The following is an 18,651-nucleotide window of genomic DNA, read 5'->3' on the forward strand; positions in this document are numbered from 1 at the left end:
CTAGGCTGGGGGCCATGCCCCTTTCCCAGCCCCAGGCGCGCACCCTCCAGCACAGCCGCGACATCATCCTGCGCGGCTATGAGCGTGAGGACGGGTCCTTCGACATCGAGGCCCGCCTGACCGATACCAAATCCTATCCCCTGCCCAACCTGGATCGCGGCACCCTCATGCCGGGCGAGGCCCTGCACGACATGTGGATCCGGCTGACGGTGGACGCCGATCTCCTGATTCTGTCCTGCGAGGCGGTGACGGACAGTTCGCCTTATGCGATCTGCCCGGACATCGCGCCGAACTTCGCCCGGCTGGCCGGAATCCGCATCGGCCCCGGCTTCAACCGCGCCGTGAAGGAGCGGGTCGGCGGCACCGAGGGCTGCACCCATCTGCGGGAGTTGCTGGCCCAGATGGCCACCGTGGCCTACCAGACCCTGCATTCGGTCCGGACCCGCCGGCGCCGGGAGAGCGGAGAGGGCGAGCCGCCCTTGTCGCCGGCGATCATCGGCACCTGCCACGCCTATGCGCCGGACAGCCCCGTGGTGCGGCGGCGGCAAGGGAAAGGCTGACGCGTCGGCCGCCTTCCCTCGGCCCATCGCTGTCCCGGTGGCACTCATAAAGGAGAGGCCGGGGCGATTCCCAACCGCCTTGTCCGTCCTTGCCGGAACGGCGGCACCCGGCCGGAGCCGTTTCCCCCACGGCCGGGCCTCGCCCCGCCCCGCCCCGCCCCGCCTACCGGCGCTCCCCCACCATGGCGGTGCCAAGCTCCTTGGGCGCCCGCATCGATTCGCGCGCCGGGCGGACCTCCGGGACGAGCCGGGTACCTCGGGTCAGCCGCTGGCCCAGCCGCATGCTGGGCACCTCGATCAGCCGGTAGCCGAGTTCCGCCACCACCAGCGACACGGGGATCGCCAGCAGCACCGCCAGGCCGGGTGGCAGGATGCCCACCAGCCCATGCACCATCGCCAGGATGACGATCTGGTGGAACAGATAGAGGCTGTAGGAAATCTCCCCGAGCCGCCGCAGCGGCCGGATGGCCGCCAGGCGGTGGAACAGGGCCGTGCTGATCGCGGCGGTGATGATCACCGTGGCGGCGAAGCCCATGCCCAGCATCCAGACCAGCTTCAGCACCATGCTCGTGGTGGAGACCGGCCCCCAGGCGGGCATGCCGAGCAGCAGCAGCGCCATGGCCACCAGTCCCAGCCGCGCCAGCGCGGGCAGGCCGGAGAAGAGCCGCTCCAGCCTTTCACGCTGGAACCAGAGCGCCGAGCCGAGGAAGAAGAGCGGCATCCACTGGAACAGGAAGGCGAGGCTGCCCAGCGGGGTCGTGGGCAGGGTCTGGTCATCCTGGCTCATGAAGCCGGCCGCCGCCATGTAGAGGACCAGGGCCAGCAGCGGCGCCCAGGGGCTGCGGCTGCGCACCATCAGGAAGACCAGCGGGAAGATCAGCGAGGCGCGCAGCTCGACGATCAGGCTCCACATCGGGGCGTTCAGATCGTGGTAGGGCTCCATGCCGAAGGCCGCGAGATGGCCGATGAGCAGTTCCGGCGTGAGCGGCACGGACCAGGAGGTCTTGTTCAGCCAGACGCTCATGCCAGGGACGGCACCCTTGTAGGTTGCGGCATAGAGGGCGGCCGCCACCAGCACCGCGACGGCGAAGGGCAGGTAGATCCGGCAGAGCCGCTTCACCACATATGCCCCGTACGAGATGCCGCGCCCGTTCTGGAAGGATGCGGAAAGGACGAAGCCGCTCAGCACGAAGAAGACCGCGACGCAGCCCGGCCCGGCCACGAGGAACCGTGCCGGCGTGTATTTCAGCGCGAAGAAGAGATAGTCGGCCGGCCCGGATGCCTCGGCCAGCGGCGGCACGTAGAAGGCCTGCGGAAACGACATCCAGACATGGTGAAGAAGCACGATGAAGGCGGCGAGACCTCGTACGACGTCCAGCTCATGGTAGCGCCTGGAAGGCATTCGTCCTGATCCCCCTTATCGATCAGCAGAGAGGCGCCGCGGACGGGTATTCGACCCGTCCGGCAAGACATGGCAGCCAATGCATTCTAAAATGAATCCACATCCAGATCTTGAGACATTGCCACGGCAACGCACCGACGAGCAAGAAAATGCTCGGATTCCGGATCGTGAAATATTTCGGAGACAGGCCAGCTCCCCCCGGCCTTCCCCCGCCCGATAAACCCCCTCTGGCTTGAACCCCCTCAGCCCTCGCCCGGCGCCTTGGCCTCGATGGCAAGGGCATGCATGCCGTCGGCGAACTCCTCCGCCAGGGCAGCATTCACGGCGCGTTGCCGGGCCACCCGGGATTGCCCCTGGAAGCCCGGCCAGACCACCCGCACGGCATAATGCGTCTCGCCCCCCGGCCGGGCACCGGAATGGCCGGCGTGACGGTGGCTGTCGTCACGCACCGCGATCTCGGCGCCCGGAAAGGCCGTGGCCAGCGCGGCATGCAGTCGGGTGGCGCGCGCGCCGGCAGGATGAGGATGCTGTGGGATCATGCAACCGCTTTTTCCATGCGTTACCGATGTTTGTGAAGCGTAGGATACTGCCTTGCCCGCATGGCGCCGGACGCCCATAAGGGGGACACCATGGCCCGACGCGGCACGACACACACTCCGCCCTCACCCGGAAGCAGCAGCTTCCGCCGTTGCGATTTCCCCGGCTGCGAGGCGGCCGGGGAGTTTCGCGCCCCTCGCGACCGGTCCCGCCTGCGCGACTATTATCATTTCTGCCTGGAACACGTCCGCGCCTACAACCAGGCGTGGGACTTCTACAAGGGAATGACGCCAGAGGAGATCGAGGTCCACCTCAAGGAGGATTCCGGCTGGCAGCGCCCGACCTGGCCCCTTGGCCGCCTCGGCATGCAGGGCAAGTTCGACCCCTCGCAGCTCAAGGACCCGCTCGGACTCTTCGCCGATGCCAAGCCCACCCCTCGAAAATCGGCGACCAAGGCCCCAGCTGAGCTCCGTGCGGCGCTCGACGTGCTTGGCCTCGGCTGGCCCCTCGAAGAGGATGCGCTGCGCGAGCGTTGGAAAGAGCTCGCCAAGCGCTATCATCCCGACACCAACGGAGGCGACAAGTCGGCCGAGGAGCGTCTCAAGGACGTGAACCGCGCCTACAGTCTGCTGCGCAAGCGGCTCGCCACCATGGGGGCCCAGGCGACCAGCGTCGCCGCCTGAGGCCCTTGCCACACTGACACTGAGAAGCGGGAACCCCCCGATGGACACCATCGCCACCTTGCCCGATCGCCGTCCCGACATGCCCGACGCGCGGGTCAAGGTGCGCGAGGTCTTCGGGATCGACACGGACCTCGAAGTCCCGGCCTTCTCCAGCCCGACCGAGCATGTGCCGGAGCGCGATCCGACCTATCGCTTCGACCGTGACACCACGCTCGCGATCCTGGCCGGCTTCGCCTACAACCGCCGCGTGATGATCCAGGGCTATCACGGCACGGGCAAGTCCACCCATGTGGAGCAGGTGGCTGCCCGGCTGAACTGGCCCTGCATCCGCGTGAACCTGGACAGCCACATCAGCCGCATCGACCTGGTGGGCAAGGACGCCATCGTCCTGAAGGATGGCAAGCAGGTCACCGAGTTCAAGGAAGGCATCCTTCCCTGGGCGCTGCAGCGGCCCTGCGCCATCGTGTTCGACGAGTACGATGCCGGCCGCCCGGACGTGATGTTCGTGATCCAGCGCGTGCTGGAGGTCGAGGGCAAGCTCACCCTGCTCGACCAGAACCGCGTGATCCGCCCGCATCCGGGCTTCCGCATCTTCGCCACCGCCAACACGGTGGGCCTGGGCGACACGACCGGCCTGTACCACGGCACCCAGCAGATCAATCAGGGCCAGATGGACCGCTGGAACATCGTGGCGACCCTGAACTACCTGCCGCACAAGCAGGAGACCGACATCGTTTCCGCCAAGATGGGCGTGACCGATGCCAAGGGCCGCAAGCAGATCGAGGCGATGGTCTCGCTGGCCGACCTGACGCGCGCGGGCTTCATCGCCGGCGACATCTCCACCGTCATGTCGCCGCGCACGGTCATCACCTGGGCCGAGAACGCCAAGATCTTCGGCGATGTCGGCTTCGCCTTCCGCCTCTCCTTCCTCAACAAGTGCGACGAGGCGGAGCGCGCCACGGTGGCCGAATACTACCAGCGCTGCTTCAACGAGGAGATCCCGACGGGCCTCTACGTGAAGGCCTGACGGCGACGGGGCGGATGGGAGGGCCCTTCCGCCCCCACAGGATGACTGCGGCTGGTGGGAGAGGTTTTCCGTGAGCAATTCCAAGGATCCGTCCCGTCAGGAGGAATTCAAGCGGGCCACCGCCGGCACGGTCCGTGCCATCGCCCGCACCGATGACGTGCAGGTGGCCTTCCAGCCCGGCCCTTCCGGCCTGACCGGCAAGCGCGCCCGCCTGCCGCTGCCGACCCGCGCCCTGCCGCCCGCCGAGATGGCGCGCCTGCGCGGCGCCGCCGATGCCGTGGCGCTGAAGCTGCGCTACCACGACGAGGCCACCCACGCGGCCCGCCTGCCCGCGCGCCGCGACGCGAAGGAGGTCTTCGACACGCTGGAGCAGGCGCGTGTCGAGGCCGTCGGCAGCCGGGCCATGGCCGGCGTCGCCGCCAACCTCCAGGCCCGGCTGACCGAGCAGGCCGAGGCCGAGGGCTATGACCGCATGACCCGCAAGGACCAGTTGCCCCTGCCGGTGGCGCTGGGCCTGCTGGCGCGGGAGAAGCTGACCGGCGAGCCTGCCCCCGAACCAGCCCGCCGCATCCTCGACCTCTGGCGCGACACGCTGGGCGAACGCGCCGATGCCGCGCTGGAGGAGATGGCGAACAGCACCGAGGACCAGGACGCCTTCGCCCGCGCCGCCCGCAAGCTGCTGACCGCGCTCGACCTCGCCGAGGCCGAGGTGGAGGCCGAGAGCAGCGAGGACGAGGAGCAGCAGGGCGACCAGGGTGCCGACTCCTCCCAGGTCCAGGACAATTCCGGCGAGGGCGAGGCCCAATCCGAGGAGGCCGAGAGCATGCTCGGCGCGCAGCCCGAGCAGGCCCAGGGCGAGGCCGCCGAGGACGAGGGCGAGGGCGAGGAGGAGGACGGTTCCGCCGCCGAGGGCGAGGACCGCCCGGGCGGGCCGCAGCAGCGCAAGGAGGTCCCCGCCTCCGACGACGCCTCGGTCTATCGCGCCTATACGCGGAAGTTCGACGAGGAGGTCGGCGCCGAGGATCTCTGCGATCCGGAGGAGCTGGCCCGGCTGCGGCAGCAGCTCGACCAGCAGCTTTCCCACCTGCAGGGCGTGGTGTCCAAGCTGGCCAACCGGCTGCAGCGGCGGCTGATGGCGCAGCAGGCCCGCGCCTGGGAGTTCGACCTGGAGGAAGGGCTGCTCGACGTGTCGCGGCTGGCCCGCGTCATCTCCAACCCGACCTATTCCCTGTCCTACAAGCGGGAGCGGGAGGCGGATTTCCGCGATACGGTCGTCACGCTGCTGATCGACAATTCCGGCTCGATGCGCGGCCGCCCGATCACCGTGGCCGCCATGTGCTGCGACATCCTGGCCCGCACGCTGGAACGCTGCGCGGTGAAGACGGAGATCCTGGGCTTCACCACCCGCGCCTGGAAGGGCGGCCAGAGCCGCGAGCGCTGGGTGCAGGATGGCAAGCCGCGCAACCCGGGCCGGCTGAACGACCTGCGTCACGTGGTCTACAAGGCCGCGGACGAGCCCTGGCGCCGGGCGCGCAAGAATCTCGGCCTGATGCTGCGCGAGGGGCTGCTCAAGGAGAATATCGACGGTGAGGCACTGGACTGGGCCTATAAGCGCATGCTGGCCCGGCCGGAGCACCGGCGCATCCTGATGGTCATCTCCGACGGCGCGCCGGTGGATGACAGCACCCTTTCGGTGAATCCCGGCAATTACCTGGAGCGCCATCTGCGCAAGGTGATCGCGGATATCGAGGGCCGGGACATCGTGGAGCTGGTCGCCATCGGCATCGGCCATGACGTCACGCGCTACTACCGCCGCGCCGTGACCATCGTGGATGCCGAGGAGCTGGGCGGCACCATGATGCAGAAGCTGGCCGAGCTGTTCGACGAGGATGCCGCGGCCGCTTATCAGCGTGCCGCCGCGGAACGCTCCCCCGCCCTGATCTGACGCCGTTGCGCCGACGCCGCCTGCTCGGGGGCGGGCTGCTGACGGCCATGGCGGGGCTGGGCGGCTGTGCCCTGGCCCTGCGCCCTGGCGGCGGTCCGCTTTCGCGCCCGCTGCCGCCACCGGAGGGCGACCCGCCCTTCGGGGCGGAGCGCGTGCTGGGGGTGCTGGATCTGGATGCCCGGCGCCTGGGTGGCGAGGGCCTGTCGGGCCTGCATGTTTCCGACGACCTTCTCCTCACCGCGATCGGCGATCGTGGCGCCTGGTGCCATGCGCGGCTCGTGCTGGATGAGCGGGGAGCTCCGCTGCGGCTGGAGGCGCCGCGGGTGGGACGCCTGCACGATGCGCGCTGGCGGGCTCTGCCCGTTCCCTTCTCGGCCGATGCGGAGAGCCTCGCCCGGCTGCCGGACGGCTCCTGGCTGGTCGGCTTCGAGCGCTGGCACCGGATCTGGCGCTATCGCGACCTGAACGGCCCGGCCGAGCCGGTGGAGGCACCGCCAGGGCTGGAGGAGGCGCCGCTGAATGGCGGGCTGGAAAGCCTCGCCGTGCTGGCGGATGGGCGCTGGCTGGCCATCGCCGAGAAGTACCGCGCGGATGCATCGGGCACGCTGCGCCATGCCTGGATCGGCGGTCCCGGGCGCTGGCAGGCCCTGGCCTATCGTCCCTCGCCGGGCTTCGATCCTTCCGATGCCTGTCCTTTGCCGGATGGCGGCGCGCTGGTGCTGGAGCGGCATTTCTCCTGGCTGGACGGGCTGCGCGGGCGGCTGTGCCACATCCCGGCGGAGCGTCTGGCCCAGGCCGGAGTTGGCAGCGTGCTGGAGGGGGACAGGCTGCTGGAGCTGGCCTCCCCCCTGCCCACCGACAACTGGGAGGGAGTCAGTGTCTTCCACCACCGGGGGCAGCGGCTGGCCGCCCTCATCTCGGACGATAACGGGCTGCCCATCCAGCGGACGCTGCTGATGGTGGTCCGTCTCTGAGATGGCCGTTCAGGTTCCGGCGGCGCTGAGCAGCCGGTGCTCCGGCAGCGTCATCCAGACGCGGCTGCCGATGCCGCTCATGGCCTCGACCGTCAGGTCGCCGCCATGCGCGTGCAGGAGGTCGCGCGAGGTGGCGAGGCCGAGTTCCAGCCCGCGCGTCCCGGCGCGCATGACCATGGTATCGCCGAGATCGGCCACGGTCGCGCCATGGCCCTCATCCTCGATCACCAGGGCGAAGCGGCCCGGCTGGCGGTGGACATGGATGGCGATGCAGTCGCCCATGCCGGTGTCCCGCACCGCCCGCGCCAGGATCTGGAACAGGGCGCGGCCGAGCGCCCGCCGGTCGCCGAGCAGGGTGACGTTCTCGCATTCCGGGTCGATCCGCCACAGGCGCATGCCTTCCCCCATGGGCCGCTGCACCTCCGCCAGGGCTTCCTGGAGGATCTCGCCCAGCCGCAGGGGCTCCTCGGACAGCCGCCGGCCTTCCCCCCGCTCGGCCTGCTGTTCCGCGAGGCTGTCGCCGGTCTCGTCGGCGAGGTTGAGCAGATGCGCGGCCCCGCTGCGAAGACGGCCGATGGTCTGGAGATAGAGGGAGGTGGAGACGGTGAGGTCGGGATGCTGCGCGAGGCGCTCCGACAGGGCCATCAGTTCCAGGCCGGGGCGGGTCAGCTCACGCGCCAGGACGCCCAGGTGGCGCCGCTGGGCCGCCAGGGCATTCTCCCGGGCAGCCAGTTCGGCTTCGGCGGTGCGGGCCCGGCGGGCCAGCCTCAGGGCGGCGACCCCCAGGCCCAGCGCGGCCAGCAGGGCCGCGAGAGCGAGGGGCAGCAGAATCGAAACGGGGTCCATTTCCCCCCATTATAGAGGGGAATGGTTAAAAGCCCGCGAAGATTACGCCGCCTGCTTCTTGACCTGGGCGCGCTCGATGCGGCGCTTCAGGGTCAGGGCCTCGGTGCCGAGCTTCCGGTCGGGGGTGCCGAGCAGGAAGGAGTCGAGACCGCCATTGTGCTCCACCGTGCGGATGCCGTTGGTGGTCAGGCGAAGCTGCACCGCCGTGCCGAGCACATCGGAGAAGAAGGACGCCTGCTGCAGGTTGGGCAGGTAACGGCGGCGGGTCTTGTTGTTGGCGTGGCTGACGTTGTTGCCGGTCAGCACGCCCTTGCCGGTGATGTCACAGCGGCGGGCCATGTCGTTAAACCTCGAATTCGCGAACGCGCGGGAAGGGCGGCCCTATGGCCCACCCGGCCCGTGACGTCAAGTTTTGTTGCCCCGCCGAAGGGTCCGGCCAGGGTTGCCCAGCCCCTCCGGGGCGGGATTCAGTGGGAGCCGCGCATGCTCTCCAGTTCGCCGCGCTCCACCGATTCGAGGGCGCTGCGCAGCACGCGGGCGATGGCCTTGTCCTCCATCGAGCGCGCCATCAGCCCCAGCGCGCCGCCCAGCAGGGCCGAGGCGACCGAGATCGGGGCGATGTTCTGCTCCGTCATGTACTCGATGGCCTTGTCCACGATGGAGCCGGCATGGCTCAGATCCTCCGGGGCCATTTCGTCGAGCTTGTTGTTCCCCGGGTTGTCAGACGCCATCAGGGGCTCTCCTCAAGAATGCAGTCGGGCGCAACATGGTCACGCCGTGGCCGGGGTGGAAGCCCCTTCGGCCAGGCCGTGCCGGCGGCGGGCGGCTCCCGCGCCCCGGTCCGCGTCCAGATCGGCGGCCGCGGCGGCCTCGGCGGCGGCCACCGCCTCGGACTGCCGCCGCCACATCGCGGCGTAAAGCCCGTCCTCGGCCAGCAGGCGCGCATGGCTGCCCCGCTCGGCCACCCGCCCGTCCTGCAGCACGATGATCTCGTCGGCATCCACCACGGTGGAAAGCCGGTGCGCGATCACCAGCGTGGTCCGCCCCTGGGCCACGCCGCGCAGGGCGGACTGGATCTCGCTCTCGGTGCGGGTGTCGAGGGCGCTGGTGGCCTCGTCGAGAATCAGCACACGCGGGTCCTTCAGGATGGTCCGGGCGATGGCCACACGCTGCTTCTCGCCGCCCGAGAGCTTCAGCCCCCGCTCGCCGACCCGCGTGTCGTAGCCGTCGGGCAGGCGCAGCACGAAGTCGTGCACCTGGGCGAGCCTCGCCGCCTGCTCGATCTCCTCCTGGGTCGCGTCTGGGCGGCCATAGGCGATGTTGTAGCGGATGGTGTCGTTGAACAGTACCGTGTCCTGCGGCACCACGCCGATGGCGGCGCGCAGGCTCTCCTGCGTCACGTCGCGGATGTCCTGCCCGTCCACCAGCACCCGGCCGGCGGAGGTGTCGTAGAAGCGGAACAGCAGGCGGGAGATGGTGGACTTCCCCGCCCCCGTCGGCCCGACGATGGCCAGCGTCCGCCCCGGCGGCACGGTGAAGGAGACGCCCTTCAGGATCTCCCGGTCCGGCCGGTAGCCGAAGCGCACCGCCTCGAACCGCACCTCGCCGGGCCCCGCCGCCAGGGCCGGGGCGCCGGGGCGGTCGGCCACCTCCCGCTCCTCTTGCATCAGGGTGAACATGGCATCCATGTCCACCAGCCCCTGCTTCACCTCCCGGTACACGAAGCCCAGCATGTTCAGCGGCAGGTAGAGCTGGATCAGGTAGGTGTTCACCAGCACGAAGTCGCCGACCGTCATGCTGCCCGCGGCCACGCGGCTGGCCGCCATCAGCATCACCGTGGTCAGCCCCACGGCGATGATCGCCGCCTGGCCGGCGTTCAGCATGTTCAGCGTGGTCTCGGAGCGCGTATAGGCGCGCTCGTAGCGGGCGAGCGAGGCGTCGTAGCGCCGCTCCTCATGCCGCTCATTGCCGAAATACTTCACCGTCTCGTAGTTCAGCAGGCTGTCCACCGCCTTGCTGTTGGCGTCCTGGTCCATCTCGTTCATCGCCCGGCGGAAGCGCAGCCGCCAGTTCGTGAAGGTGAGCGTGAAGGCGATGTAGAGGCCGATCGTGCCCAGCGTGACGGCCGCGAAGGCGAAGGAGAACATCTTCCACAGGATCGCCGCGACCAGCAGGATCTCGAAGATCGTGGGGATGATGTTGAACAGCATGAAGTCGAGGACGAAGTTGATCCCCCGCGTCCCGCGCTCGATCACCCGCGACAGGCCGCCGGTCTGGCGGTCCAGGTGGAAGCGCAGGCTGAGCGCGTGCAGGTGCTGGAAGACCTGCAGCGCGATGCGCCGCGCGGCGCGGGCCTGCACCTTCACGAAGACCGCGTCGCGCAGTTCCGCGAAGAGCGAGCTCGCCACCCGCAGCAGCCCGTAGCCCAGCACCAGCGCCACCGGCACGGCGGCCACCGCCGCCATGCCGCCCGCCGCCGTGGCGTGCGGGGTCAGCGCATCCACCGCCCGGGCATAGGCCATGGGCACGTAGACATTGGCCACCTTGGCGCAGACCAGGAGGGCCAGGGCGAGCACCACCCGGACCCGCAGGCCGGTCTCGTTGCGGGGCCAGAGATAGGGGGCGAGGTTGCGCAGCGTCTGGACATGGTTGCCGCCCGTGCGGGCGGGAGGTGATTCGGCCATCAGTCGGAAAACTCGCAGGATTTCCTCCCAGATGGGCAGAGTCCGCCCGCCCGCAAAGCCAAATGGTTGCAGGCCAGTCCGGCGTGGCGCATCTGCATGGGATGGACCCGCGCCTCCTCCGCCACATCCAGGCCTGCAACGACCACCCCGATCTCGGCCGGTACACGCCATTGCGCCTGGGTGCCGAACAGGTGGGGTGGCTGCCTCCGGCCCTGGCGGCGCGCCTGCCGGAACTCTCCCCGCATTTCCGGGCGGGTCCGGAGGGCGTGACGCTCGATCCGGCCCTGGCCAGCCTGGCCGAACGCTCCGCCGCCCTGGCGGAGCTGGCGGCGAAGCTGGCCGCCGAAGGGGTCTTCCGGCCGCGGAAGGAGCTGTTCGACGTCCGCGCGGCGCCCGGCGGGCCGGTCCTGGCCGTGCTGGACCGGGGCGCCATCGCCCTTCTCGGCATTCCCAGCCAGGGTGTGCATCTCAACGGGCTGGTGCGCCGGGCGGACGGGCTGCATCTCTGGATGGGCTGGCGCTCCCGCCACAAACCGGTGGCGCCGGGGCAGCTCGACAACATCGTGGCCGGCGGCGTCCCGGCCGGGCTTTCGCCCCGCGACACGCTGCTGAAGGAGGCGGAGGAGGAGGCGCGCATGCCCGCCGCCCTGGCCGCCACCGCGCGGCCGGCCGGCACCGTCTCCTATGTCATGGCGAATCCGGATGAGGGGCTGCGGCGCGACGTGCTGCATTGCTTCGACATCGAGCTGCCCGAGGATTTCACCCCCGTGCCCGGCGATGACGAGGTGGAGCGCTTCGAGCTCTGGCCCGCCGCGCGTGTGCTGGAGGCGGTGCGGGATGGCGACCGGGTGAAGTTCAACGTCAACCTGGTGCTGATCGACCTGTTCCTGCGGGAAGGACTGGCCGGGGACCCCGGCGGCCAGCTCCGCCAGGGCCTGAACCGGTTCCGCTGACGATCCGCCTCCCCGGTTTCCACCGGGGCGGCGAGGTGCTGTACCTCTGTCCCACTCAAGGCCCTTTCGGGAGTCCGCTGCCATGATCGTTCTCGTCACCGGCGCCACGGCCGGTTTCGGCACCGCCATCACCCGCCGCTTCGCCGCCGACGGGGCGCGCGTCATCGCCGCCGGGCGCCGGGCGGAGCGGCTGGAGGCGCTGAAGGCCGAGCTCGGCGCCGACAAGATCCTGCCCCTGGTGCTGGATGTCCGTGACCGCGCGGCCGTGCTCAAGGCGGTCGAGGGGCTGCCGGCGGAATGGGCCGCCGTCGATGTGCTGGTGAACAATGCCGGCCTCGCCCTCGGCCTGGAGCCTGCCCAGCAGGCCGACCTGGACGACTGGGACACGATGGTGGACACCAACGTGAAGGGGCTGATGTACCTGACCCGCGCGCTGCTGCCGGGCATGATTGAGCGCCAGCGCGGCCATGTCATCAACCTGGGCTCCACCGCCGGCGAGTGGCCCTATCCCGGCGGCAACGTCTATGGCGCCACCAAGGCCTTCGTGCGCCAGTTCAGCCTGAACCTGCGGGCCGACCTTTTCGGCACGCCGGTGCGGGTGACGGACATCCAGCCGGGCCTGGTGGGCGGCACGGAGTTCAGCAATGTCCGCTTCCATGGCGACGACGCGAAGGCCGGCGCCGTCTATGAGGGCGCGGACGCGCTGACGCCGGACGACATCGCCGATGCCATCCACTGGGTCGCGACGCGCCCGGCGCGGGTCAATGTGAACATGCTGCAGGTCATGCCGGTCGCCCAGAGCTTCGGCCCGCTGCGTGTCCACAAGCCGGGCCACTGAAGCTGGGTTAGTACTGAAGCTGGGTTAGTGAGGTTGGGCCCATGACCGCCGGCCCCGGAGGGAAGTCTCTTCCCCGGGGCCTTCCGGTGGGAGGTGGGCGGTGCCGGGGTGGGCCTTCCCGTCCCGCGTGTTTCCGTTAACCCTTTCTTTACCACATCACCCAATCGGGTGATCGCAAGGGGCTCAAAAACTTGCAATCTCCCCGTTAATTCGATCGAGCCTGGGGAGGTGGCCTTGCTCGCGATCAGCCATGGCGACGACGACGCTTCCCCGGAAACCCTGGCCCTCGAACTCTATGCCGCGCTGCTGGACGGGACCGGGCTGCCGCGGGTGCTGGAGCGCATCGCGGGGCTTCTGGGCGCCGCCTCCTACGCCGCGATGGTGACGGAATACGACGGCCAGAAGATCCTGCGTGGCAGTGCCGTCGCCCATGGCAATCTCGACCCCGCGCGGATGGCGGAATATGGCCGCCACTGGGTGCATCAGGACCCCTGGTGGCAGGCGGCGCTGCGGCATGGCCCCGGCGTGCTGAACATGACACGCCTCGTCTCGCCGCAGATCTTCACCCGCACGGCCTTCTGAAACGACTTCCTGCGCGGCCCGGACGCGCCCTTCCACGCGCTGGGAGTGCATGTGCACACGGTCGGCGACGTGTCGGCCGCCCTCGCCCTGCACCGTCCCATGCGGCAGGAGGCCTTCGACACACGCGAGGAGAAGATCCTCGGCTTCCTCTACCCGCATATCCAGCGCGTGCTGGTGGCCCAGGCCCGGCTCAACGCGGCGGAATGGCCGCTGGCCACCGCGGCGGGGCTGGATGCGCTGAACCAGGGCGTGGCCGTGCTGTCCGCCGACGGCCGGCTCGTCCTGGCCAATGCGGCGCTCCAGGCCATGGCGGCGCGGGCGGATGGCTTCACTCTCGACCGTCAGGGGATCTTCTGCGCCGAGCCGGCCGCGCGGCACGCCGCGACCGGCGCCCTGAACGCCGCCCAGGCCGCGGCCAGCGGCAAGGTGCGCCTGCTGCCGGATGCGGGGAGCTTCGCCATTCCCCGCCCTTCCGGCGCGCCGCCCTGGCTGGTCCAGGCCCTGCCGCTGCGGCAGAAGGAGGGGGAATACGGCTTCGCCAGCCTGCCAAGCCGCTTCACCGGGGTCCTGCTGCTGGTGCTCGATACCAGCCGGCGCCAGGCGCCTTCCCAGGGGCTGCTGCGCCGGCTCTTCGGGCTTTCCGCCGCCGAGGCCGCCCTCGCGGCGGCGATGGCGGAGGGCAAGAGCGTCGCCGCCATCGCCCAGATGCGCGGGGTCCTGCCGGGCAGCCTGCGCTCCCAGCTCACCGCGATCCGCCGCAAGACGGGATGCGGCAGCCAGGCGGATCTCGCCGTGCTGCTGGCCCGGGTCGGGGGCTGAAGGGGCCGCCCGGCCCTTGGCCCGCCTTCCGGCGGCTCAGCAGTAGTCGGCGGCCACCGGAACCGCCCCGGCCCGATCGCCGGCCCGTTCCGGGTCGGACTCGGCGGTGGCCGTCCAGTCCGGTGCCCCGTTCGGTGCCCAGTCCGGCACCCGCGCCGCGATTTCCGGTTCCGGCGGCAGCAGCACCTGCAGGACGGCAGCCTGGGCACGCCCATGGCCCAGCCTGGCCCTGGAGGTGCCAAGCGCCGAGGCTCTGGCCTCCAGCCCATCCGGCCCATGGTCCCAGAGCAGGCCGCGCAGCACGCGCTGTCCCTGGCCGATCATCACCCCGGCCCTTTCCCGCAGCGCCTCGGAAAGCTCCAGCCGCCCTTCCTCCGCGACGAGGTTGAGTGCGGTCAGGCCGCGCAGCAGCAGCCCGCATTCCTCCGCGGACACCACGCCGCTGCGCTGCCAGGGCCCGTCGCTGCAACGGCGGCGGATCAGGATGGTCTCCAGCGGCGCGGCGCGGCCGGGCAGGTCCATGGCCCCCAGCCGCAGGGCCGCCACGCCGCGCGCCAGCGCATCCCCCAGGCCGGGCCAGGAGGGGTCCAGCAGGGCCAGCCGCGCCAGGGCGAGCAGCCCGGCCGCGTGGCTGGCCATGGAAAGCGCCTCCGCCGCGCGGCCATCCTGCCCGGGGCCCTCGGCGAAGATGCCTTCCTCTCCCTCCGCCTGACGCGACAGCAGTGCCCGCACCGGTTCCCGCAGCAGGTCGCGCCGCGCCTGCCCGCCCGGCAGGCGCAGCAGGGCATCCAGCGCCAGCAGGAGGTCGCACAGGGACCGTGTCGGCAGGTTCGGGGCCTGTTCCAGCAGGGGGCCGAGATGCGCCTGGCACCAGGAGAGCAGCGACTCCCTTTCCTCCGCCCCGGTGTCCGGCGGCGCCAGGAGCAGCGTGGTCGCGACCGCGCACAGCGCCGCGGCGGGCTCCTCGGGCGGCGAAGGGTCGCGCCCGGCCGCACCGCCCGGCGCCATGGCCAGCACCGCCCGCGCCGTGTCCTCTCCCGCCCCGGCGAGCTGCAGCCGGTCCTCCCGCACCACGAAGCTCTCGCCCCCCGCCAGGGCAGCGAGGCCATGGCGGATCAGCAGCCAGTGCAGCCGCCCCGCGCCGTCGGTATGCGCGGTGACGCTCGCCACCGTTCCGGGCACGAGCGGCCGGGCATGCAGGGCATGGGCGGAAGCATCGGCGCGTCCGGCCACGGCCAGATGGTCCATCGGGCCGGCATGTAGGCGCAGCGATGCCCCGGCGCTTCCGGGCAGGGCATGGCGCGACAGCGCCCCGTCCCGCCCGCCGAGCACGCTGCGCTGCATCGGGCTCAGGCTCAGCTCGTCCCAGGCCGTGGTCACGCGCACGGCGCGGAGCTGGATGCCGGGTTCGGCCCGCAGCGTCACCGTCAGCCGCAGCACCGGGTCCCCGGCGCGGATGGCGTATTCGTAGCGCAGCGTGCCCACGGGGCGTGGCCGGTCGCGCCGCAACAGCCCCCGCAGCCCCGGCCCGCCCGGGACGGCGAGCCGGCTCTCATGGAACAGCACCACGCCATCCTCGATGCGCCGCAGGCCGCAATCGGCGATGTTGTCCTCGACATCCAGGCAATGGGCGCGCCGGCCGAGCCGGAACTCCACGAGGTTGCCCGTGTGCCGCGCCGCCTCGGCATCCGGTGCGTCGCCATCATGCAGGGATTCGATCACCAGCCCGCGCGACAGGTCCCCGGTGAAGCGGGAGATGCCCGTCACCACCTCGAAGGCGCGCGGGTCGTCGCTGCGGATCTCCAGCCTCGGCGGCAGCCAGCGCCGCGCCGCCAGCCCATCCGCCCCGAGCGCCAGGACCGTGTCCCGCAGCCCGCGGGCCAGTTCCGGCGCCGCCGCGCGCAGCGCCGGATGCGCCAGCGATTCCAGGACCCGTGCGTTGTCCACGATCCAGATGGATTCTGCGGCGCCCGGCGGGGCCTTCGCCGGCGGGCGCGCCACGCCATGGGCCGGCGGCGCCAATGCCAGCACCGGCATCGGGGCCAGGGCAGGGAAGGGACGCGACACCCCATCCAGGGCGACATCCCGGATCATCCGCTGCCGCAGGAAATGCAGCAGGCGATCGCATTCGGCTTGCGGTTGGAAGCGTCTCATTGCGGTGCAGGATAAGCCAGCACCGCGCGTATCGCATCCCCAATATGCAACTCAAAGTGGAGTTTTACCAATTCTCCACAACAAACCTCAGGCCATCTCCGGTAGCGCCGCCGGACGCAGGCCCATCATCGCCTCCACGCTCACCAGCGCCGCCAGCCGCTCCGCATCCCAGCCCCCGGTGCCGGCGGGGCGCAGCGGCAGGACCATCCAGCGGTAATCCGCGGTGCTGTCCACGACCCGCAGCGACACGCCCTGCGGCAGGACCGTGCCCCATTCCGCCAGGACGCCCCGGGGATCGGCCACCGCCCTCGCCCGATAGGCGGCGGATTTGAACCAGCCGGGCGGGTAGCCGAGCACGGCGCGCGGATAGCAGGAGCAGAGGGTGCAGACCACGAGATGGCGCCGCGCCTCGGTATCCTCCAGCACGCCCAGCGGCGGCAGGCCGGCCATGCTCACCCCCATGGCCTCGGCGGCGGCGGTGCCGTCGCGCAGCATCAGCGCGCGATAGGCCGGGTCGGTCCAGGCCCGGGCCACCATGGCGGCGCCGATGGCGGGCGAGGCGCGGTCCGTCCGCTCCTGCTGGGCATCAAGCTCGGCGGCGTTGGTGACGCCCTTCGCCTCCAGCGCCGCCAGGAAGCGGCCCAGCAGGGCGACATAGGCGGCGCGCGGCGGTGCGGCCATCAGGATATCCTCCCTTCCTCGCCCAGCGGCTCCAGCCAGTGCCCGTAGAGCTCGACCAGGGTCGATCCCCCTCCCCCGCCGCACCGGACAGGGCCGCCTGGGCGAAGGCCACATGATACAGCGGGCGCAGCGGCGCCGGGCGGCCGAAGGCCAGTTCCGAGGGGTCCGGGAAATCCCCGAGATGGGTGAGCACGACCCCTTCCCGCCCCCGCAGGTAATGCGGCGTGCGGATATGGGCGGGCCCGCGCGATTCCGGCCAGTCGAAGCGCACGCGCACGCGGGTGCCGGGCCCCAGCGGCCCTTCCGGCCGGGTGCCCCCGCTCACGCCTCGCCTCCGATCCCGTCCAGCAGGTCCGGGGCGACGATCCCCTTCTCGGCCATCAGGGCCGCCATGGCCCGCAGCCAGCGCTCGTAATAGGTCAGCGCGTGGTACTCGGCCTCGGGGATGGATTCGATCGAGCGGCGGAGTTCGTCCACCGTCATCAGCCCACGGGCGGCGAGGATCTGCCGCAGCGCGTCCACCCGGCGGCCGAAGGCGTCGGGCGGCGCGTCGTCCTGCGGATCGACCGGCGTGCAGAGGAAGCGCGGATGCGCGCCGAGGTCGTGCGGCGCGGCGCGCGGGTCCCTGCCCGTGCCGGGCGAGGCCCCGGCCGCGATTCCCCCTGGCGCCGCTTCCGTCATCCGCCGATCACCTCATCCGCCGTCACGCCGAACATCTCGGCCCGCTTCAGCCAGCCGCGATATTCGCCGACCTGCACCTCGCACCAGGCGCTGCCCTGGGCGCAAGCACGAATGCGGCCGATCACCCCCGGCTGCAGCCGTGCCACCGCGCCGGCATCCTCCTCCGGGCGGCGGCGCATCGTGTGCATCTCGCCCCGCACGGTGAAGGTGCGGCGCCCCAGGCCCAGGTTGGAATGGTGCACCCAGCCCTCGGTGCCGTCCTGGTCGCGGATGCGGCGCCACTGGTCGAACTCGCGGATGATCTCCACCGGCAGGTCCTTGCGCTGGTAGGTCCATTCGATGGGGAAACGCGTGCCAGGCCCGGCGCGCATGTTCACCTCGTCGGAACGCAGCGGCGCGAAGCGCGGCAGCGGCAGGCCGGTCACGGAGCCCATGGCGGGTTCCGGCTCCGGCGGCGGGGCGGGAGCCGGGGCGGGCGGCTTCACGGCGGTGGCCCCTGCGGCGGCGCCCGCCGCTCCGGCAGCGGCGCCGGCGGCGGCACCGGCAGCCGCCTTGGCACCGGCGCCGGGCCGCTTGGTGGCACGGGGGTCCGGCTTGCCGGCGGTCGGGGGCTCCCGGCGGGCGGCGTTGCCCTGCGGCTTGGGGGTGGAGGGGCGCGAGGCGGTTCCGGAACCGCCCTGGGGGGCGCCCTGGGCGCCGCCCTGGGCGCGCGGCGGCAGTTGCAGCGTGTGCGGCGGGGAAGCGGTCTGGCCTCCTGTTTGCGCCAGCACGGCGGCGGGCGCCCCGAGCGATCCGGAGAGGGTCAGGAGCAGGAAGGTCAGCAGCGTGAGGGAACGTCGCATCGGCAGGCCTATTGAGGGCCGCGAACGGGGGTGTCGGTCAACCCGTCCGGCCCATCATTCAGAAAGTGAGGATTTGCCCCGCCCCGACCGATTCGAGAAAGGTGGCGAAGCCCGCCACTTCCACCTGCGGGAGCAGTGCCCCCTCCGGCAAGCCCTCGGCGCGCAACCCGGCCTCGCAGGCCAGGAGCCGGACCGGCAGTTCTAGCGCCGCCTCCAGCAGCTCCGCCGCCGTGGCCACACCGCGTTCCGCCATCAGCGCCTCGCGCGGGTCGGACAGCAGGGGGGCTTCGCGCAGCAGCAGCCGGCAGCCGCCATTGGTGGCGAAGAGCGTCACCCGCCGCCCCAGCGCCGCCGCGCCGGTCGCGGCCACCAGGGCGTAATGCCCCGCCTCATGCCCGCCCGAGGCGAGCAGCACCCCCAGCGGCGTTCCCGCCATTCCGGCC

Annotated in this window: 21 protein-coding genes; 9 read left to right on the top strand and 12 right to left on the bottom strand. The window is 71.2% G+C overall.

Features of this window, described 5'->3' with window-relative positions; translation table 11 throughout:
- Positions 1-14 precede the first annotated feature (14 nt).
- Positions 15-560 (top strand): DUF2889 domain-containing protein, encoded by a 546-nt coding sequence (locus MVG78_RS16945; RefSeq protein WP_247553629.1) that lies wholly within the window; start codon positions 15-17, stop codon positions 558-560.
- Between the two features lie 163 nt (positions 561-723).
- Here the strand turns inward: MVG78_RS16945 and MVG78_RS16950 are convergent, their stop codons facing one another.
- Both MVG78_RS16950 and MVG78_RS16955 read right to left on the bottom strand, forming a co-directional pair.
- On the bottom strand, positions 724-1,962 hold the full coding sequence (locus tag MVG78_RS16950; RefSeq protein ID WP_247553631.1) for an acyltransferase family protein: 1,239 nt from the start codon (positions 1,960-1,962) through the stop codon (positions 724-726).
- Positions 1,963-2,204: 242 nt separating this feature from the next.
- Positions 2,205-2,501 carry a BolA family protein gene (locus MVG78_RS16955; RefSeq protein ID WP_247553633.1) on the bottom strand — a complete coding sequence of 99 codons (297 nt, stop codon included), beginning with the start codon at positions 2,499-2,501 and terminating at the stop codon, positions 2,205-2,207.
- A 60-nt stretch (positions 2,502-2,561) separates the two neighbouring features.
- Here MVG78_RS16955 and MVG78_RS16960 point away from each other — a divergent pair, with 60 nt between their 5' ends.
- The 4 genes from MVG78_RS16960 to MVG78_RS16975 all read left to right on the top strand — a co-directional run bounded on the left by MVG78_RS16960 (position 2,562) and on the right by MVG78_RS16975 (position 7,128).
- Positions 2,562-3,182 (top strand): J domain-containing protein, encoded by a 621-nt coding sequence (locus MVG78_RS16960; protein WP_079253433.1) that lies wholly within the window; start codon positions 2,562-2,564, stop codon positions 3,180-3,182.
- A gap of 40 nt (positions 3,183-3,222) precedes the next feature.
- A complete protein-coding gene (cobS, locus tag MVG78_RS16965; protein WP_247553649.1) occupies positions 3,223-4,209 on the top strand; it encodes a cobaltochelatase subunit CobS in 987 nt (328 codons plus the stop codon).
- 70 nt (positions 4,210-4,279) lie between these two features.
- Positions 4,280-6,154, top strand: a complete 1,875-nt coding sequence (cobT, locus tag MVG78_RS16970) for a cobaltochelatase subunit CobT (protein ID WP_247553660.1) — start codon at positions 4,280-4,282, stop codon at positions 6,152-6,154.
- Positions 6,155-6,159: 5 nt separating this feature from the next.
- The gene (locus MVG78_RS16975) at positions 6,160-7,128 is read left to right on the top strand and encodes an esterase-like activity of phytase family protein (protein WP_247553662.1); all 969 of its coding nucleotides are present in this window, start codon (positions 6,160-6,162) and stop codon (positions 7,126-7,128) included.
- A gap of 9 nt (positions 7,129-7,137) precedes the next feature.
- Here MVG78_RS16975 and MVG78_RS16980 read toward each other — a convergent pair whose 3' ends face one another.
- The 4 genes from MVG78_RS16980 to MVG78_RS16995 form a co-directional block, all read right to left on the bottom strand.
- Positions 7,138-7,974 carry a sensor histidine kinase gene (locus tag MVG78_RS16980; protein WP_247553664.1) on the bottom strand — a complete coding sequence of 279 codons (837 nt, stop codon included), beginning with the start codon at positions 7,972-7,974 and terminating at the stop codon, positions 7,138-7,140.
- A gap of 42 nt (positions 7,975-8,016) precedes the next feature.
- Positions 8,017-8,313, bottom strand: coding sequence for a 50S ribosomal protein L28 (rpmB, locus tag MVG78_RS16985; protein ID WP_247553666.1), 297 nt, complete (start codon positions 8,311-8,313; stop codon positions 8,017-8,019).
- A gap of 128 nt (positions 8,314-8,441) precedes the next feature.
- On the bottom strand, positions 8,442-8,705 hold the full coding sequence (locus MVG78_RS16990; RefSeq protein ID WP_019460734.1) for a hypothetical protein: 264 nt from the start codon (positions 8,703-8,705) through the stop codon (positions 8,442-8,444).
- A 39-nt stretch (positions 8,706-8,744) separates the two neighbouring features.
- The gene (locus tag MVG78_RS16995) at positions 8,745-10,658 is read right to left on the bottom strand and encodes an ABCB family ABC transporter ATP-binding protein/permease (protein WP_247553668.1); all 1,914 of its coding nucleotides are present in this window, start codon (positions 10,656-10,658) and stop codon (positions 8,745-8,747) included.
- 62 nt (positions 10,659-10,720) lie between these two features.
- Between MVG78_RS16995 and MVG78_RS17000 the strand changes: the two genes are divergently transcribed.
- The 4 genes from MVG78_RS17000 to MVG78_RS17015 all read left to right on the top strand — a co-directional run bounded on the left by MVG78_RS17000 (position 10,721) and on the right by MVG78_RS17015 (position 13,850).
- Complete coding sequence (locus tag MVG78_RS17000; protein ID WP_247553670.1) at positions 10,721-11,611, top strand: NUDIX hydrolase; 891 nt, start codon at positions 10,721-10,723, stop codon at positions 11,609-11,611.
- An 82-nt stretch (positions 11,612-11,693) separates the two neighbouring features.
- Entirely contained in the window at positions 11,694-12,449 is a 756-nt protein-coding gene (gene ydfG, locus MVG78_RS17005) for a bifunctional NADP-dependent 3-hydroxy acid dehydrogenase/3-hydroxypropionate dehydrogenase YdfG (protein ID WP_247553671.1), read from the top strand.
- A 234-nt stretch (positions 12,450-12,683) separates the two neighbouring features.
- The gene (locus tag MVG78_RS17010; RefSeq protein WP_247553673.1) at positions 12,684-13,031 is read left to right on the top strand and encodes a hypothetical protein; all 348 of its coding nucleotides are present in this window, start codon (positions 12,684-12,686) and stop codon (positions 13,029-13,031) included.
- Positions 13,032-13,082: 51 nt separating this feature from the next.
- A complete protein-coding gene (locus MVG78_RS17015) occupies positions 13,083-13,850 on the top strand; it encodes a helix-turn-helix transcriptional regulator (protein ID WP_247553675.1) in 768 nt (255 codons plus the stop codon).
- A gap of 36 nt (positions 13,851-13,886) precedes the next feature.
- Here MVG78_RS17015 and MVG78_RS17020 read toward each other — a convergent pair whose 3' ends face one another.
- From MVG78_RS17020 to MVG78_RS17040, 6 genes are all read right to left on the bottom strand, one after another.
- Complete coding sequence (locus MVG78_RS17020) at positions 13,887-16,004, bottom strand: hypothetical protein (protein WP_247553677.1); 2,118 nt, start codon at positions 16,002-16,004, stop codon at positions 13,887-13,889.
- An 87-nt stretch (positions 16,005-16,091) separates the two neighbouring features.
- Positions 16,092-16,685 (bottom strand): nitrile hydratase subunit alpha, encoded by a 594-nt coding sequence (locus MVG78_RS17025; RefSeq protein WP_247553679.1) that lies wholly within the window; start codon positions 16,683-16,685, stop codon positions 16,092-16,094.
- Positions 16,591-17,010, bottom strand: a complete 420-nt coding sequence (locus MVG78_RS21600; protein ID WP_345892835.1) for an SH3-like domain-containing protein — start codon at positions 17,008-17,010, stop codon at positions 16,591-16,593. The genes MVG78_RS17025 and MVG78_RS21600 overlap by 95 nt, the downstream gene beginning before the upstream one ends.
- Positions 17,007-17,366 (bottom strand): SH3-like domain-containing protein, encoded by a 360-nt coding sequence (locus MVG78_RS21605; protein WP_282615019.1) that lies wholly within the window; start codon positions 17,364-17,366, stop codon positions 17,007-17,009. The genes MVG78_RS21600 and MVG78_RS21605 overlap by 4 nt, the downstream gene beginning before the upstream one ends.
- The gene (locus MVG78_RS17035) at positions 17,363-18,208 is read right to left on the bottom strand and encodes an SH3 domain-containing protein (protein ID WP_247553689.1); all 846 of its coding nucleotides are present in this window, start codon (positions 18,206-18,208) and stop codon (positions 17,363-17,365) included. The genes MVG78_RS21605 and MVG78_RS17035 overlap by 4 nt, the downstream gene beginning before the upstream one ends.
- Before the next feature lie 58 nt (positions 18,209-18,266).
- Positions 18,267-18,644 (bottom strand): DsrE/DsrF/DrsH-like family protein, encoded by a 378-nt coding sequence (locus MVG78_RS17040; RefSeq protein ID WP_247553691.1) that lies wholly within the window; start codon positions 18,642-18,644, stop codon positions 18,267-18,269.
- Positions 18,645-18,651: the final 7 nt, after the last annotated feature.

The organism is Roseomonas gilardii subsp. gilardii (assembly GCF_023078375.1).
Classification (GTDB): domain Bacteria; phylum Pseudomonadota; class Alphaproteobacteria; order Acetobacterales; family Acetobacteraceae; genus Roseomonas; species Roseomonas gilardii.